The organism is Photobacterium kishitanii, from assembly GCF_003026355.1.
GTDB lineage: Bacteria > Pseudomonadota > Gammaproteobacteria > Enterobacterales > Vibrionaceae > Photobacterium > Photobacterium kishitanii.
This window is the reverse complement of record NZ_PYON01000001.1, coordinates 289,431-305,836: the sequence shown is the minus strand read 5'-3', so window position 1 is coordinate 305,836 and position 16,406 is coordinate 289,431. Positions and strand designations below refer to the sequence as shown.

Annotated in this window: 12 protein-coding genes and 1 pseudogene; 9 read left to right on the top strand and 4 right to left on the bottom strand. The window is 36.5% G+C overall.

From position 1 onward, the window contains the following. Nucleotides 1-85 precede the first annotated feature (85 nt). On the top strand, nt 86-1,258 hold the full coding sequence (locus C0W29_RS01395) for a YcjF family protein (RefSeq protein WP_036794399.1): 1,173 nt from the start codon (nt 86-88) through the stop codon (nt 1,256-1,258). Further along, entirely contained in the window at nt 1,255-2,796 is a 1,542-nt protein-coding gene (locus C0W29_RS01390; protein ID WP_045045028.1) for a GTPase family protein, read from the top strand. Before C0W29_RS01395 ends, C0W29_RS01390 begins: the two co-directional genes overlap by 4 nt. Before the next feature lie 129 nt (nt 2,797-2,925). On the opposite strand, the pseudogene C0W29_RS01385 reads toward C0W29_RS01390, so the two are convergent. Continuing rightward, nucleotides 2,926-4,374 (bottom strand): annotated as a pseudogene (locus C0W29_RS01385) (chitinase); the annotation flags it as partial. A gap of 444 nt (nt 4,375-4,818) precedes the next feature. Here C0W29_RS01385 and C0W29_RS01380 point away from each other — a divergent pair. Together C0W29_RS01380 and C0W29_RS01375 are read left to right on the top strand one after the other, a co-directional pair. Beyond that, nucleotides 4,819-6,216 carry an amino acid permease gene (locus tag C0W29_RS01380; RefSeq protein ID WP_045045029.1) on the top strand — a complete coding sequence of 466 codons (1,398 nt, stop codon included), beginning with the start codon at nt 4,819-4,821 and terminating at the stop codon, nt 6,214-6,216. 12 nt (nt 6,217-6,228) lie between these two features. Further along, nucleotides 6,229-8,103, top strand: coding sequence for a pyridoxal phosphate-dependent decarboxylase family protein (locus C0W29_RS01375; RefSeq protein WP_045045030.1), 1,875 nt, complete (start codon nt 6,229-6,231; stop codon nt 8,101-8,103). Between the two features lie 98 nt (nt 8,104-8,201). Here C0W29_RS01375 and C0W29_RS01370 read toward each other — a convergent pair whose 3' ends face one another. From C0W29_RS01370 to C0W29_RS01360, 3 genes are all read right to left on the bottom strand, one after another. After that, nucleotides 8,202-9,224, bottom strand: a complete 1,023-nt coding sequence (locus tag C0W29_RS01370) for an acyltransferase (RefSeq protein WP_036794407.1) — start codon at nt 9,222-9,224, stop codon at nt 8,202-8,204. 191 nt (nt 9,225-9,415) lie between these two features. Continuing rightward, the gene (locus C0W29_RS01365; RefSeq protein WP_045045031.1) at nt 9,416-10,108 is read right to left on the bottom strand and encodes a DUF3334 family protein; all 693 of its coding nucleotides are present in this window, start codon (nt 10,106-10,108) and stop codon (nt 9,416-9,418) included. A gap of 172 nt (nt 10,109-10,280) precedes the next feature. Next, complete coding sequence (locus C0W29_RS01360; RefSeq protein ID WP_045045032.1) at nt 10,281-10,637, bottom strand: glutathione S-transferase N-terminal domain-containing protein; 357 nt, start codon at nt 10,635-10,637, stop codon at nt 10,281-10,283. A gap of 308 nt (nt 10,638-10,945) precedes the next feature. Between C0W29_RS01360 and C0W29_RS01355 the strand changes: the two genes are divergently transcribed. The 5 genes from C0W29_RS01355 (at nt 10,946) to C0W29_RS01335 (ending at nt 16,269) form a co-directional block, all read left to right on the top strand. Continuing rightward, complete coding sequence (locus C0W29_RS01355; RefSeq protein ID WP_045045033.1) at nt 10,946-11,926, top strand: response regulator; 981 nt, start codon at nt 10,946-10,948, stop codon at nt 11,924-11,926. After that, nucleotides 11,923-12,948, top strand: a complete 1,026-nt coding sequence (locus C0W29_RS01350) for a GGDEF domain-containing protein (protein WP_107174103.1) — start codon at nt 11,923-11,925, stop codon at nt 12,946-12,948. The genes C0W29_RS01355 and C0W29_RS01350 overlap by 4 nt, the downstream gene beginning before the upstream one ends. A gap of 99 nt (nt 12,949-13,047) precedes the next feature. Further along, nucleotides 13,048-13,776 (top strand): tRNA-uridine aminocarboxypropyltransferase, encoded by a 729-nt coding sequence (locus C0W29_RS01345; RefSeq protein ID WP_045045034.1) that lies wholly within the window; start codon nt 13,048-13,050, stop codon nt 13,774-13,776. Between the two features lie 162 nt (nt 13,777-13,938). Beyond that, nucleotides 13,939-14,850 (top strand): N-acetylglucosamine kinase, encoded by a 912-nt coding sequence (nagK, locus tag C0W29_RS01340; protein ID WP_045045035.1) that lies wholly within the window; start codon nt 13,939-13,941, stop codon nt 14,848-14,850. A 138-nt stretch (nt 14,851-14,988) separates the two neighbouring features. Continuing rightward, on the top strand, nt 14,989-16,269 hold the full coding sequence (locus tag C0W29_RS01335; RefSeq protein WP_045041933.1) for a DEAD/DEAH box helicase: 1,281 nt from the start codon (nt 14,989-14,991) through the stop codon (nt 16,267-16,269). The last annotated feature ends 137 nt before the right edge of the window (nt 16,270-16,406 follow it).

Sequence of the window (16,406 nt, the reverse complement as noted above, 5' to 3'; positions counted from 1 at the left end):
GTTAACTGTTTTCCAAAATTGAGAAAATAGGAGTATGTTAGAAGTAGATATCTATTTGTTTTGTTGACTATTTTGTGTAGGTGATATGAATCGCTTCTTTAAGAAAGTTTATCAATATATAAATCCCTCGGTTAATCCTGACTTAGCGCCTGCGTTTGATGAATGGCAAAAGCATATTCCAACCTTATGGCTATTAGGTAAAACTGGTGCTGGAAAATCGACTATTATTCAAACACTCACTGGAAATAGTTTAGTGGAGATCGGTAATGGCTTTCAGCCTTGTACCCGTACTGCGCATCATTATCTTTATCCAGCTGAAAACCCATTAGTATGCTTTCTCGATACACGAGGATTAGGTGAGGCGGATTACGACCCAGCTGAAGATATTGCTATGTGTAGTGGTAAAAGCCATGCATTAATGGTGGTAATGAAAGCTGAAGAGCCGGAACAATCAGGCCTATTAAATGCCTTAAAGCAGATCAAACGCAGCGGTGCGATTAAACATTTATTGGTTATTCATACCGCTGTTAATAGTATTGTTGATATTCAAGAGCGGCAACGAGCAATTGATTATAATCATCAGCGAGTAATGGATGTGTGGGGGATAAAACCCGCACAATGGCAATCGAAAACTGCAACAATGTATCAACCGATAGTGGTTGATTTTATTCCCGATGATGAACAATTTATTGGCCTTGATGTATTGCAGTGTGCATTAACTGATGCGCTACCTATGTTGAGTTTATTATCAAATCAACAAGCACATACTAATCGCGAAGAACAAAATTTTTACCAGTTACGTCAAGAAGTATTGTGGTATGCCGGCGCTGCTGGTGCTAGTGATGCTATTCCTGCTGTTGGGTTATTTAGCGTACCTGCTATTCAAGGAAAAATGCTACATAGTCTCGCTAATCAATATGGCGTGAGTTGGAATAAGAAAGATTATGCAGAATTTGTCGGTATGTTGGGTTCAGGTTTTTTACTGCAATATATATCTAAGTTAGGACTTAACCAATTAGTTAAGTTTATTCCTGCTTATGGCCAAACTGTTGGTAGTGCAACAGCTGCGGCAATGAGTTTTTCATCAACTTATGCCATTGGTCGAGCAGCATGTATGTATTTGTATCATCGTAGTAAAGGTGAACCCATATCTAAAGATCAAATTAAGTTAGCTTATCAACAAGCATTTACAACCGTTAAGCAAGTTGCTGATCGACAACAATTAAGTAAAGCATCATCGAAAAAGGACTGTGAATGAAACGGGTCAGTAAAAGTTATCATTTAATTAATCAACTCTCTGAAGGCTTTTTGCCGTTAGTGGTATCGGCTATCTGTTTGCCAGTGGTTGTATTAGCCGGTTTTGGCGTGGTTGATTTGATTCAACAAGGTCAGTGGTTGTTGTTCTTTGCTATTATTGCTGGTGGTTGTTTATTGGCTTTCTTGCCATATTGGTGGCTGCGCCGTAAGCGTGTTGTTGCTGATGCTGTGATGGATGATATCGCACCATTACATGTAGCAGCGAATCCACAATGGAGCGAGCACGATCATCAAGTATGGCAACAAATGGTGGCGTTGATTGATAAACAGTTAGCTCAAGATTCTGCATGGGAAAGTTTACAGGCTCATGCTTATGTTTTGGTTGCTGATGTTGCAGCGCAATATCATCAGCAATCTAGCTCGCAAAAATTAGCTTTTACTGCTCCAGAGTTTTTAATGATGGTTGAAGAAGTCAGCCGTCGTTATCGTCATTTTTTACAACAACATGTTCCTTTTTCAGAGAAGATCACCTTAACGAGTTTAAAGCAAGGTTATGCCCTTAAAGATAAAATGGGTTACGCTAAAAGTGCTTATGATGTTTATCGTTTATTTAGAATCGCGACTCCCACGGGGTGGTTATCTGAAGTACGTGGATTAGTGGTCGGTAAGTTATTTGATGATGTTAGTGCTGAAGTTCAAAGCAAATTAAAGGCGACGTTATTACAAGAGGTTGCATCAGTTGCGATTGATTTATATAGCGGTCGATTTAAACTTGATGATGCTGCGGTTCCGCATAGTCAGCTTCATGACCAAGATCAACAAGCGGTAGCAATTGAGGTTGAGCCTTTACGTGTAGCTGTTGTTGGACAGGTGAGTGCTGGTAAATCTTCTGTTATTAATGGCTTACTTGGAGAAATTGCAGCTGAAGTTAGCGCATTACCATCAACAGATAAAGCCACAACTTATAAATGTGAGGTTGAAGGGATTGATTTAATTAATCTTATCGATTTACCCGGTATTGATGGCAGTGCGGAGACAGAGAAAAAGCTGCTGAAGCAAATGACCCAAAGTGATGTAGTTATTTGGGTATTGAAAGCTAATCAATCATCACGACAACTTGATGTGACATTGAAGTCCGCATTAGATGCCTTTTATAAACAGCCTCAAAACCAACAGCGTAAAGCACCTAAAGTGATTATGTTAGTTAACCAAGTCGATAAACTTAAACCGGTTGATGAATGGTTACCGCCATATGACTTGAATGCACCACAAACGGCTAAAGGGCGTATTATTGTGGATGCTGTGAAATATAATCGGGATGTGATGCAAGCCGAATATATTTTGCCATTTTCAGTGAGTAGTGATCGTATTCCATATAATCTTGATAGCTTACAATCCCAGTTACAGCAGGTATATCAAGATGGCGTTAATACGCAGTTAAATCGTCGTCGTGCTCAGGGTGAGAGTATTGATTATAGCGAGCAAGCAAAGCGGTTGTACCGATTAGGTAAGTTAGTGTTTGATGCTGCAACAAAATAACAGTAATAATTGTTGCTAGTTATAAAAAATGGCCTTGATAGGGTTGTATACAACCGCATCAAAGCCATTTTTATTGATTTAATTATTCGGTGGTAGTTAGGCTGCGTTGGTTGTTGAAACTGCCGCTTGGATCAGCTTCCATGGCGCACCTAAATCAGGTTGATTGTTTTGTGACCACCATTGTGCCTCATAAATAGCGCCTTTGTATGAGACCTGTTCTCCACCTGTATAGACTTTATTTTGATCCCAACTTGCAACACCATCAACTGGCGGATCTGTAGGATCTGTTGTACCACCACCAGTGTCTGGAACTAATTCATCGACGACGCGTACGGCTGGCCAGTTAGCGTGTGATCCATAGAAATTAGTAACACATTTTTCATAATCACCGGCCACTAAAGCAGAATAAGCGGTTTGGAAACCGACTAATTCACATTCAAATGAAACACCACCTGGACGATCTGGATAGTATTTCCAATTTGCATCCCAGTTAGTGTAAAGCACATCAGTAGCACCATTTAGATTTAAGCTACCATAAGGTGTTTGTTGCCAACAGGTGTTGGTTTCATCACTTTGTAATGATATTTGGTAGTTTTCAACTAAACCTTCCCAGTAGCGAATACGGTTAACAGGTTGACCTTTATCTTTATTTTGCTCACCACATTCAATACCACCGTTAATAACATTGATAGTCGTACCAAACCCATAACCGATACCTGCATCTGTTTCACGTTGAGAAGGCGTCCAAGTACGGTCAATAACATGTAACATAGCAGGTTTAGGCGCTTGAGGAGTTAGGAAGAACCAAATCGCTGAAGCGAGATTGAGCCAAGAGTCAGCAACTAAACCCGGGTTGTTGAGTAATACGGTTGCATCGCCGTCAAACATTACCTCAGAAAATGCACCGTAGTTAAAGTGATAAGAGAGTTGTTTGGCACCACGACCAAAGTAACCTTGCCCCTCAGCACAAGGCCAACGCTTATTTTGCCAATCATCTTGACCACATCCAGTGGTGTACCCCGGTTGGCCTTCAGACCAACCCATTTCACGAACATGGACTAATGCTTGTTGCCATTCCTCAAGGCCTAATGGGTTATCTGAGACGTTTTCAATACTAATATGGCCACCAGTTTCTTGGGCAAAATGGGCGAAAGCAGTAACAATTGATTTCTTACAAATAGCATCAGAGTCACGGCCATCAGTGTACTCACCACAGAAAGCAGGGAATTTACCTATAGCACGTAAAAAGCGGGTGTAAGTATATTCAGGCGCTGCCATTTGGGTTAGGAAATTCCACTCGGTTTCAGGAAAAACCCGCTCTACGCGCTTTACATTATCAGGATTAGTATTAAATCCTGGCGCGATGGCTTCCACGACAGTATTTGATGCAGTAGCTAAAGCTTGCGCCCAAACATCGTACATAGGATCGGTTGTTTTAGCATTTTCGGCAGCAATAATTTGTGAGCGTTCAATGACATAGCCGCCGACGTTATCTGGATCTGGTTGAGGTGTCATGGCATAGCTATTTGCTGCAAAAGCACAGCCTATAAATAGTGATAAAGGGCGCAGTTTAGTCATCAGATAAATCCTTTTAAAATATAACGTTACATACATTAATAATGAAAATAGATATCACAGAGAGTTAGTTGGCATTAATTATTGCTTAACATTGAATTTATAAAATTAATGGGAATATTTAACAATATAAAAAAAAGAAATATGCGACTGACATAGAAATTATTTACAAAGTAAACATGAATTACATTGAAAATGACTACGTAATCACTTTGTAAATAATCATTAATTCATGATTAGACTGGTATTTCTTTTCTACAAATATGTAATCGAGAGGAGGGGATGCCAGTGAATGAGTTTTGCTTGATTGATAATATTTATGCTCTTAATGTGAATATGTCATCAATTCAATCTTAAAATATTAAGTTTTTTTTTCATAGATATACGCATCTATATAATGGGAGTAGTTTTCTTTAACCAAGTAGTTAAGTGCTTAAGGAGAAAAGCATGACTAAAAAAATAACGCTGTTTCAGTTAATAGCAATGAGTATTGCTTTTTACGGAAGCATTCGAAATGTTCCGACAGTCGCGAGTTCTGGTTGGGAAGTTATTTTCTTTATGGCAGGAGCAGCAATATTATTTGCGATACCTATTTCATTAATAGCAGCAGAGTTAGCGACGGGTTGGCCGCAGGAAGGTGGTCCACAAGTTTGGATTAAAGCCGCATTTGGTTCTAAATGGGCGTTTGTAGTCTCATGGTTACTATGGGTTCAAATGTTAGTTGGTATGCAAATGGTAGGTTCTGCATTTGCAAGTATATTTGCCTATTCAATACATAGACCAGATTTAGTTAATGATGGTAGTTATATTGCCATTACTACTATGGTTATTTTTTGGATTGTAACATTAGCCAATCTAAAAGGTAGTTTAGGTAAGTGGATTAGTACATTTGGTTCTGTCATTGGTATTTATATCCCATTTACACTATTAGTGATTTTAGGTATATGGTATTGGATTCAATATGGTAATGTTAATTTAGGTCCGCTTAATTTTAGTAGTGCTATACCCGATATTACAAATTTTTCTAAGTGGTCATTTTTTGCTGGTATCTGTTTTATTTTTGCGGGCTTAGAAATAGCATCTGTTCATGCTAATGATATAGAAAATCCAAAAAAGAATTATCCAATAGCGGTATTTATTTCAATTGGTGCAATGGTTATTTTTAACTTGATTGCAGGTTTGACTGAAGCGAATGCAATACCTGTACATGATATTCAACTTGCTAATATATTACAGCCTTTTCAGATTTATTTTACAGACTTAAATATTCCATGGATAACTAGTATATTAGGGTTAATGATTTGTGTTGGCATGATTGCTCAGATGAGTGCATGGATTCTTGGTCCTTCAAAATCAATGGTTAAAGTTGCGGAAGAAGGGTATCTACCTGCTATTCTACAAAAAAGAAATAAAGATGATATACCTATTAGCTTTGTATTATTGCAAGCAGCTGCAGTGTCATTAATATCCTTATTATTTGTCTTTATCCCAGGTATAAATACTGTATATTTTATGGTGCTTATATTAACAACTATATTATATAGTATTGTGTATTTGTTTATAATATCAGCTGAAGTTAAATTACATTATGCAGCAACTGATGTTCCTCGAGCATTTAAAATTCCAGGTGGAAGTGCTGGAATGTGGTTAATATGTATTCTTGCTTACTTAGGTGTGGGAATTACAATTATAATTAGTTTTATACCATCAATAGATATACCGAACGATAAAAAATTAACATATATTTTATTTGAGTCTATAGGTACAGTGATTTTCTTTGTTATTCCATTGGTTATTTTTAAATTTAAAAAAGAATCATGGAAAAAAATGGTCGTAGCTAAATAAATGGACGTTTTTATGAACAATAAAGCAACAACTACTCCAATTAATATCGATAGTATGTTTCTTGGAACTAAATCTGAAAATGAAGAGACTTTCACCAAAAATTTAATGAAATTATTTATTGATCATTCTCAGTGGAGGAAAAACTTTCATCCAGAAGATCCTAATATCATTAATAAAGCAGATATGTGTAGTGAAAGCTTTTTACAAAGTACTAATAAAATGGAAGATGCATTAGATGAGCTTTCATCTAAACTGCGAACAAAGATGATGCCATGGCATTCTCCTCGATATTTAGGGCATATGAACTCAGAAACATTAATGCCTGCTCTTTTGGGCTATTTTGCGGGTATGCTATATAACGGTAATAATATTGCTTATGAAGGATCGCCAGCAACAAGTGAGTTAGAAAATGAACTAGCATATGATTTTTGTCATTTAATGGGTTATGACGATAATATTGGTTGGGGGCATTTAACGCCTGATGGATCAACAGCAAATTATGAAGCTGTATGGTACATGAGAAATATTAAATCGATTCCTTTCGCATTAAAAGACGTTGCTCCTGATTTAATTATTGGGAAAAGTGATTGGCAATTATTAAATATGTCTATTAGTGAAATAATGGATATATTAGATCAGATTCCTCAAAAATTAGATGATATTAAAGCTTATTCTGCCCGTTTTAATGATAAAGAAATCCCACTACTTGGTAAGTTAATTGTGCCTGAAACCAAGCATTATTCTTGGTTGAAAGCGGCCGATATTTTAGGCGTTGGTATTAATAATATTATTGAGATTGAAGTTGATGATCATTTTAGAATGAGAGTTGATAAACTAAAAGAAGCGATTGATTCTCTAGTAGAACAAAAGATTCCAGTACTTGGGGTTGTTTCTGTTGTGGGTACAACAGAAGAGGGTTCTGTTGATTATGTTGATAAAGTTGCATTATTAAGGTCAGAATATAGTCAGCAAGGAATAAATTTTTACTATCATGTTGATGCTGCATATGGTGGTTATATGCGCTCAATATTTCTTGATGAAGATTATAACTTTATTCCATTTAATAATATTCATGATAAATATAGTCAATATAATATTTTCCAAAATGAGAAACTAGATTGGCCGTGCCTAGAGGTTTATAACGCTTATAAAGCAATGAATCAAGCTGATAGTATTACTGTCGATCCTCATAAAATGGGATATATACCTTATAAAGCTGGTGGTATTGTTATTCGTGATAAGCGAATGAGAAATACTATTTCATATTTTTCTAATTATGCATTTCAGAAAGACACTTCAATTCCTGATTTATTGGGAGCATTTGTTTTTGAAGGCTCAAAAGCAGGGGCTGCAGCAGCTTCTGTGTGGGTATGCCATAAAATATTGCCATTAAATATTACAGGTTACGGACGCCTGATTGGCGCTAGTATCGAAGGTGCTCAAAACTTTTATAATAAATTGGTTAATACAGAATATGATATTAATGGTATAGCATTACAAGTACATCCTCTTGTTAAGCCTGATACCAATATGGTCAATTATGTTTTTAATTTAAAAGGTAATGCTAGTTTAGCTGTTATGAATCAGTTGAATACTGAATTCTACAAATGCTCCTCATACTATACTGAAGCTTATCTTAATGACTTAATTGTATCTCACACTGAGTTTGATTATTCTGATTACAAAGATTCGCCAGTAGAGTTAATTTCAAGAAGTGGCATAGCACGTAAAGACTGGGATGATATTCATAAAGTTACTTTGATTCGATCTTGTGTTGTTACACCATATTATAATAAGCCTGAAGTATGTAGTTATTATTTTGATCAATTTGATCATGCGGTAGAGCATAAATTTAGTGCGATTTTAAAAGAAGGTAATTTTCAATAATAGCTCTATAGTTAAAACGGTAGTTATTTTATAAAGGATTGCTTTCGTTTTATCTATAAATAATGAAAAGGCTAGTTTAAAACTAGCCTTTTTTGTGTTTATCGTACTAAGAATCGAGCCAGTGGCGTTTTACGCAAACCGCGAACAATTATTGTTGATACGAAATATACGACGGGTACAGCAAAAATACTCGCAATAATCGGATTAATACCTAATATTCTGACGATATTTAAGTAATAAATCACAATAATAAGATGACACAAATAAATACCCAATACATCTTTGCTTAATGAATGAGTAATTTTACTGTCACCTAAGCTTGGTTTCGCTAATAAAACAAAGAAAATACCTAATGCCCATAACGGGGTGCCAAACAGGAAATCATGGAAAAAAGAACCATTTTCTTGTAAGGAAAGGTAATTTGCTTCACCAATAAATAAGCCAAACCCAACCATCATCATTATGATGCTGTATTTTAGGCTAAGGCTAATATTACGGCGACGAATTTCAAAGCCGAGCATAATCATAAAGGTACTAAAAAAAGGACCGTTACGCGTAAAGACAGGAGAACTTAAATCTGTCATTTGTGCATAACTGCCAGCCATTAGACCAAAAATAAATAATACGGTAGCGACAGGAATAATAAATCGAGCTAAGTTGAAACGTAATAGTAGGGTAATAACAGCTAAACCACTGAGTAAGCCTGGAATGTACCAAAGATGGACTAAGCCCCCCTCAAAGAGAGTATTTAACGGCGTTGATAATAGTTTTTGCCAATACAAACTACGTTCAGCAAAGTAGCCATCGGTTGCGACAAGATGAAAGTTAAATGGCAGAATGAGATAAATAATGCTCCATGATACCCACATGATCAGTAGAGGACGTGCATAACGCCATAGGTAAGGACCAAGTTCTGTTGTTAAACGAGGTTGAATAAAATAGCCAGCCATAATAAAAAATAGTGGTACAGCAAAACGACTAACTTGATTAAGCCCCATTCCCAGTAGCGGCTGACCATTAAAGAGTGGGGCTTGCATGAAAATTTGACAATGCAAAGCAATGATGGCGATGGTGGCGATAATTCGACCGAATTCAAAACTACCAATACGGTGTTGAGACATTACTAAAACTCACAGATTCAAAGTGGGATCGAAATTATACGGATTTGAAGATGTTGTAAATTGTATTATGAAAGGCAATACCGTTATTGATCACATAATTAAAGTAATAATCGTTATTTGAATTGAGCACAAAGTAAGTAGGCAACAATATTGTTATTAAAGTTACCTAACTGCTTAAATTATTACTGTTTCTATAATCCAAGTTGATCGAGTAAATCTTGATTGTCGCTGTTATTATCAGTGGTGCTATGGTTTGAGGTTAGTTGGTTTTGTTGTTGTCGAGCATCATAGGCAGTTTCAAAAATAGTATCAGGATCTTGTTCATCTACCTCAAACGCTTCTAGCTGAATAAACTCTGTTTTGTCCATCGCAAGTTCGAGATAAAAAATATGATTGTTTGCAGTCGTAAAACTAACACGTCGCACTTGAGGGCGATCGAGGTTAGTGTCAACGGATAAAATAATTTGTTTATGTAAGGCCAACATTTTAGGTTGGTTTTGAGTAATGGATATTTTTAACTCTCTACCAATTTTTCCAGTAAAGTCACCAACGACTTGGTTCATTAATTCCCCTAAAATATTCGCAACATCATCAGCGGTATGATGAATGGCGAGATCTGAGTCAGTAAATCCCATTCGTAGCATATAATTTTTATACAGTTCCATCGCTGCTGATGCAGAGAAGTTGGTAACGACTAAACCTGTGAAACCGCCGTCAAATAAAACAAAACAACCAATATCAGGTTTGAGGCTGGTTTTATTGATTTTTTGTACCATTGGTGAATATTTAATCTGGCTTTCTGTCGCAACTGATAATACATCAGCTAAAGAATGACATAATTTAATTAAAATATCGTCGGTAGTGATTGTATGATTTTTTCTCATATACAGCCCCGTAAAACTTATTTATAACTAATAAGTGAAAATTCAGCCATTAAAAGCCGATAGCATGCGGTTTTTTATACTTCAGCTATAAAAAACGTAATGGGTACATATCGGCTTATAACATCAGGACTTGAGTGTTTATTTGAAGGTATTATGATACTTATCGGTAACGTTAAGCAAAACGTTTATCTAAGTACGCAATAATATCATTTGATTCATACATCCAGGTGATCTGATCATTTTCTTCAATGCGTAAACAAGGAACTTTACGCTTCCCGCCTTGCTCTAATAGCTCTTTATCCCAAGGACCAACTTTAGCATCACGAGTTGCAAGCGGTATATTTAAACGTTTAGCATGGCGACGTACTTTTACACAAAAAGGACAAGTCTCAAATTGATAGAGCTGCATATTAGCGACGGCAGTGTCAACAACATGTTGTTCTACTGCGGAGCGTTGCATACCTCGTGGTGAAAAAATTGCGTTGAGTATAAGGATGATGCGACCGACAATCCAACGAAGGGCTTTCATGTTTTTTATCCACTGACTACTTAAAATTGTGCAATGATTCTATTATAAAAACTGTCTTGGGTAACTATATTGTATAGCTATTATGCTTAGTTACTATTCAGAAGCTATTAATTGTCAGCTAAGTAATAGTAATTTATAAATTCAATCACCACCGATAAGACATAAATATTTTGTTTTTATATTAGTGATAATTGTTGGAAGCAAGCTCAATAATTAGATGTATGTCACTGAATGCATATTTAAATTACTGTGAAATGTTGCTTTGCATTATACTAAATCAAAGTTTTATGGGATAAGTTATCAGTTGGATGATTAAAAATATAAATATTCTCATTTGTGACGATTCAGTATTGGTACATAAATCAATTACGCGATCACTACAATCATGCTGTAATGCGACTTTTTTCTATGCTAAAAATGGAAAAGAGGGACTTGATTGTTTAAAAAATGTTGATATTGATATTATGTTTTTAGATTTAACCATGCCTGTTATGGATGGTTTTAGTGTGATGAAATCTTTACCTGTACGCGAGTTTAATACAACTATTATTGTGCTATCGGCTGATATCCAATTAACCGCAAGGGAAAGAAGTCTAGCACTAGGGGCTGATTATTTTTTATCTAAGCCATTTAACCATGAAGAACTGACTGAACTTTCTCAACATTTAGGGTTAGTATTTGATAGCAGTCAATTTATCACACCAGATAATCATTTAATAAGTGAACCTATTGAAAGTATTCGTGAACTTGCCAATATTGCTTTAGGACGTGGCGCTGCAATTATCTCTGCTCATTTAGGTGATTTTATTAAAATGCCATTACCAAATGTGGCGTTTATGAAAAGTAATGATCTATCGATGGCGATTGCAGATATCCGTAATGATAATGAGCTAATAGCAATAACACAGCGTTTTGTAGGTGGTGGAATTCATGGCGAAGCATTAGTTGAATTGCATGGTAAAGATATTCATTTATTTGGTGAAAAATTGGGTTTCAGTCAAACCGATGAATATAAAAATGAAGTGGTCATCGATATTGCAAATTTAATGGTTTCGTCTTTCTTAGTCGCATTATCAGAACAAATTACTATTCCATTTTCTGTACGACAGCCGATCGTTTTAGAAGAATATATGAATTTACATCATACCTATGGTGACTCTAATACTTTTTTTACTATTGAATATACTTATAAAGCCGAAGTACTAGATGTTGAGTGTGAGGTTCTATTTATTATGGACAACCATTCTCTGGCCGTTATTAATAAGAAAGTGATGGAATCATTACATTGAACGAAATATCTTTAGCTGATTTTCACTTAACGATGCAAGTATTAGATAATTTTGATGCTGGTGTTGTGATACTAGATGAGAACTATAATGTTTGTGCATGGAATACTTTTATGCAAGCTTATAGTGGAATTTCTAGTGTTCAAATTATGGGGAAATCTCTGTTTGATATTGTGCCTGATTTACCAAAGTTATGGTTACAGAACAAAATACAATCGACGTTTAAATTAAGAATGCGTTCATTCTCTGCGTGGGAAGATCGACCATGGGTATTCCGATTTTTGAATTTTTGTCCAATTTCTGGCAGTTCAGATATCATGTATCAAAATATGACTTTAACACCATTACGCTCATTATCAGGTGAATACCAGCATATATGCCTAACTATTACTGATGTTACTGATATTGCGAAGAATAAGAATCATCTTCATGAATCTAATAAGCAATTAACATATTTAAGTATTACTGATCGCTTAACTCAGCTTTATAATCGAGGCCATTGGGAGAATTGCTTAGCCGATGCGTTTGAGTTTTGTAATCAAACTCAAACGCCAGCCACGCTAGTTATGTTTGACATTGATCATTTCAAACGTGTAAATGATACTTATGGCCATGTTGCTGGTGATGGGGTAATTAAAGTTATTGCTGATGTATTACGCCGCACTAAACGACAAAGTGATATTGCAGGGCGTTATGGTGGTGAAGAGTTTGGTATTATTCTACCGGGAACATCAGCTGAACTTGCGGGATATTTCACAGAAAGGTTACGTAACCGTATTGAAAAAGAAACAGTATTTGATGATCAACGAGGTATTGTTAGAGTCACAATCAGTTTAGGTGTGTGTGAGTGGAACCCGCAGTTAACTGACTATAAATCGTGGTTAGAAAAATCTGATTTAGCGTTATATGAATCAAAGAAAAAAGGCCGTAATACCACGACGATTATCAATTGTGATAATTGTTATAGTGATAGTAAAGGGGAGTTTATTTTAGCGCAGACAGATAAAAACATGGCTACAAAATAACCAATAGCGTACAGCTAATCCTGTAATGCAGATTATGACTGTATGTTTAGTACGGTTTCTGTAAAATGCAGGCGTTTTTCCTGTTTTAGGTTAGTCGCTATGCGCATTCATGCTATACATACTCTTTATGAAGAACGTCTTGCACGTTCAACTCGTCCTTTTCTTGCTCGTGGCTGTAAAGTCCAACGCTGCCGTCAGTGTATGTTACGTACGCATTTGTGTATCTGTAAACATCGCCCATTAGCGACATCCAATGCTGCTTTTTTACTGGTTATGTTTGATGATGAGATCCTAAAACCTAGTAATACCGGCCGCTTAATTGCTGATATATTTGAAGATACATTTGCTTATATTTGGTCACGTACTGAACCGAATTCGGAAATGTTAGCATTATTAGATGATCCTCAATGGCAGCCATATATCGTTTTCCCTGCTGAATATGCCCCAGAACGAGAAGTGACAACGATTGCACTTGAAGCAGGCAAGCGTCCATTATTTATAATGTTAGATGGCAGCTGGGCTGAAGCAAAAAAAATGTTTCGTAAGAGCCCATACCTCGATCGTTTCCCACTATTATCAATTAATCCTGATAAGCCTTCACGTTACAAAATGCGAGAAGCATCAAAAGAGAATCAATTAGGGACTGCAGAAGTTGCTGCTCGTATTATTGATCTATTTGGGGAGCACTATAATGCAGAACTGTTAGATTTATGGTTCGATGTTTTTCGTGAAAATTATATTGCTGGTAAAATGAATCGGTTATTACCTGAATTATCCTCGTTATCTATATTGGAAAAATTTATGTCGATTGATGAAACAACCATTTAAAGATGTGATGTCGATTGAATAATATTAAAACCGATTTTGGTCATCACTAATGAATTAGCCGTAGATCACAGTCATTTTTGGTCTAAATGTGGATAATATTTAGTATATTTAATGAGTTATAAACTCAAGGTGTTGTTTGAACATTATTTGTAGGAGAATAGGATGTACTACGGCTTTGATGTAGGCGGAACTAAAATTGAATTTGGTGCATTTAATGAAAAACTAGAACGCGTAGCAACAGAGCGTGTACCGACACCGAGTGACGATTACGATAAACTTATTGATACTATTGTATCTATTATTACGGCTGCAGACGCAAAATTTGGTTGTGAAGGCTCTGTAGGTCTTGGTATTCCAGGTATTGAAGATGCGCGAGATGGTACTGTACTCACATCGAATATACCATCAGCAAAAGGTCGTACTTTACGTAAAGATTTAGAAGCAAAACTAGGTCGTAGCGTTAGCCTTGATAATGATGCTAACTGTTTTGCTCTGTCTGAAGCGTGGGATGATGAGCATAAAAATGCACCATCAGTACTGGGCCTTATTTTAGGCACAGGCTTTGGTGGTGGTATGGTGTTTGACGGTAAAGTATTCCCAGGCTTAAATCATGTTGGTGGTGAATTTGGTCATGCCCGTTTACCTTTAGATGCATGGTTACACATGGGTGATAAAGCACCATTGTTTGATTGTGGGTGTGGTCAAAAAGGCTGTATCGATAATTATTTATCTGGCCGTGGTTTTGAGCAGCTTTATGCACACTATTATGGCGAAAAACTAAAAGCGATTGAGATTATTGAACGTAATGCTGCGGGTGATGAAAAAGCACAACAGCACGTTGACCGTTTTATGGAAATATTAGCAATGTGTTTCGCTAACTTATTTACAGGCGTTGATCCTCATGTTGTTGTATTGGGCGGCGGTTTATCGAATTTTGAGTTAATTTATGATGAATTACCAAAACGCTTACCTAAATATTTATTGTCAGTGTCACAAGCGCCTAAAATTGTGAAGGCAAAACATGGTGATGCTGGTGGTGTTCGTGGTGCTGCATTCCTAAACATTAAGCCGTAATAATGATATAAATTGCCGACATTTATTTCGTAACAAAAAGCACTTCATAGCAGAGTGCTTTTTTTTTGTGTTAGAATTCGCGCTTGTTTTCTTATGCCGATCTATTGGTATAAGCGTATTTATTGCTAGGAATACACTATGTCGTTTGAAACGCTCGGCCTTCACCCTAAATTATTGCAAATCGTTACAGAGTTAGGTTATGAACAACCAACAGATGTTCAATTGCAAGCAATCCCATTAGCATTAGCTGGGGATGATGTGATGGCTGGGGCACAAACGGGTACCGGAAAAACAGCAGCATTTGCGCTTCCTATTTTACAACGTTTGATGACGTTACCGTCATTAGCAGAGCAGGGAAGTGATGAGACCAAGCCCCAGCAAGGTGCAAAAATTCGTGCTTTAGTGATTACGCCTACGCGAGAGTTAGCGCAACAAGTTTATGATAGCTTTATCGCTTACGGTAAATACAGTGACTTGAAAGTAGCTGTAGCTTATGGCGGTACGAGCATGAATGTTCAAATTAAAGCATTAAGAGCGGGCGTTGATATTCTTATTGCGACACCAGGGCGATTACTTGATCATGTTTTTGTCGGTAATGTTTCGTTAGCGAATGTAGAAACATTTGTATTGGATGAAGCTGATCGTATGCTTGATATGGGTTTTATTATTGATATTAACCGTATCATGAAGCGTATGCCTGCTGAACGCCAAACATTATTCTTTTCAGCTACATTCTCAAAGCAAGTTAAAAAATTAGCGTTTAGTATTTTAACTGATCCAAAAATGGTGGAAGTAACACCTGAAAATATTGCTGCAGATACAGTTCAACAAATGGTTTATCCGGTTGATAAAAAACGGAAATCAGAATTGTTAGCATATTTGATTGGCTCACGTAATTGGCAGCAAGTGTTAGTATTTACTAAAACCAAACAAGGTTCTGACCAGTTAGCTAAAAGTTTAGGTTTAGATGGCATTAAAGCTGTTTCTATTAATGGAGATAAAAGTCAAGGTGCGCGCCAACGTGCACTTGATGACTTTAAGGCCGGTAAAGTACGTGTATTGGTTGCAACAGATGTCGCTGCTCGTGGTTTAGATATTCAGCAACTGGAGTATGTTGTTAATTTCGACTTACCATTTAATGCTGAGGATTACGTACACCGAATTGGTCGTACTGGCCGAGCAGGAAATACGGGTCATGCAATTACATTAATGAGTCTTGACGAAGAATGGGCATTAAAAGCGATTGAAGAGTTATTAAATACTCGCTTACCACAACAATGGCTTGAAGGTTATGAACCTGATCCGAGTTTAATTGAAACGGTGTCTGTTCATCGTGGCGCATCGGCAGAAAAACGTCGAGCAAAAGCTAAAAGTAAAATACATCAAAATCGCGGTAAAAATAATCAGCGTCGTCGTTAAATAAAAGTCATTTATATCTCAAAAAATCATAAACGTCGCATAATAGCGGCGTTTTTTTATGTATATGCTACTAGTGGTGACAGTGTTCGGCCTGAATTGTAACAGTTTGTTTTAATTGGTTGTTTAACCTAATGTTG

Bases quoted from the DNA above. Each gene is read 5' to 3' on its own strand.
- nagK (WP_045045035.1), top strand. From the start codon at position 13,939: ATGTACTACGGCTTTGATGTAGGCGGAACTAAAATTGAATTTGGTGCA.
- C0W29_RS01355 (WP_045045033.1), top strand. From the start codon at position 10,946: ATGATTAAAAATATAAATATTCTCATTTGTGACGATTCAGTATTGGTA.
- C0W29_RS01360 (WP_045045032.1), bottom strand. From the start codon at position 10,637: ATGAAAGCCCTTCGTTGGATTGTCGGTCGCATCATCCTTATACTCAAC.
- C0W29_RS01390 (WP_045045028.1), top strand. From the start codon at position 1,255: ATGAAACGGGTCAGTAAAAGTTATCATTTAATTAATCAACTCTCTGAA.
- C0W29_RS01365 (WP_045045031.1), bottom strand. From the start codon at position 10,108: ATGAGAAAAAATCATACAATCACTACCGACGATATTTTAATTAAATTA.
- C0W29_RS01380 (WP_045045029.1), top strand. From the start codon at position 4,819: ATGACTAAAAAAATAACGCTGTTTCAGTTAATAGCAATGAGTATTGCT.
- C0W29_RS01345 (WP_045045034.1), top strand. From the start codon at position 13,048: ATGCGCATTCATGCTATACATACTCTTTATGAAGAACGTCTTGCACGT.
- C0W29_RS01375 (WP_045045030.1), top strand. From the start codon at position 6,229: ATGAACAATAAAGCAACAACTACTCCAATTAATATCGATAGTATGTTT.
- C0W29_RS01335 (WP_045041933.1), top strand. From the start codon at position 14,989: ATGTCGTTTGAAACGCTCGGCCTTCACCCTAAATTATTGCAAATCGTT.
- C0W29_RS01395 (WP_036794399.1), top strand. From the start codon at position 86: ATGAATCGCTTCTTTAAGAAAGTTTATCAATATATAAATCCCTCGGTT.
- C0W29_RS01370 (WP_036794407.1), bottom strand. From the start codon at position 9,224: ATGTCTCAACACCGTATTGGTAGTTTTGAATTCGGTCGAATTATCGCC.